Annotated in this window: 1 protein-coding gene; it reads right to left on the reverse strand. The window is 62.7% G+C overall.

Annotated elements, in window-relative coordinates:
- Positions 1–105: 105 nt before the first annotated feature.
- On the reverse strand, positions 106–426 hold the full coding sequence (locus tag ET21_RS0123450; RefSeq protein WP_030541601.1) for a hypothetical protein: 321 nt from the start codon (positions 424–426) through the stop codon (positions 106–108).
- Between the last annotated feature and the right edge of the window lie 180 nt (positions 427–606).

The following is a 606-nucleotide window of genomic DNA, read 5'->3' on the forward strand; positions in this document are numbered from 1 at the left end:
TGTCGATTATGCTTCGGGAACGAAAGGGCGGGTGCCCTTGGTGTTCCCCCCCGGTGGCAGCTGCCACCACCGGCAAGGCGCGGCCCAGGGCCGCACATTTAGCGGCTAGAGAATGGCGAGAGCGAGAACCGCAACGATTGATCCGCACAATGCGGACAAGAGCATCAGGCGTGTCGTCGCGGCATTGATCGCGATCGCAGCGCCGGCACAGGCCCATAGCAGCGCAATCGTGGGTCCAGCGCGGTAGATAAGGAAGCCGATATAGCTGTTCGGCAGGAGCCGCGGATAATCGACGATCAGGCGTGCAACGATACCGCCGCCTGCGAGAATAAGCGCGGCGATCAGCCATGCCGCGATTGCCTCGACGCGCGGCGATGCACAGTGCCTGGGCGCGGCCTGCATCGTCGTTCGCATCGCATCATTCATGCTAATCTTCCCTTATAGCCCTGACCGTCACCCGAATGGGCGGAGACGGCTTTGCTGGCTCCGTGGAGCCGCGCGGCGCAGCCGTGGGGTGGAATAGGGCAGGTTCCCGGCTCCGATCATTTGCACTTGTTGGCCCAGTCGGCCCGAAGCTGCGATTTTGGTCATCTTGGAGAACACGTC

This window comes from Sphingobium sp. DC-2 (genome assembly GCF_000722555.1).
Classification (GTDB): domain Bacteria; phylum Pseudomonadota; class Alphaproteobacteria; order Sphingomonadales; family Sphingomonadaceae; genus Sphingobium; species Sphingobium quisquiliarum.

Coding starts and splice junctions, on each gene's coding strand:
- ET21_RS0123450 (WP_030541601.1), bottom strand. CDS start 426: ATGAATGATGCGATGCGAACGACGATGCAGGCCGCGCCCAGGCACTGT.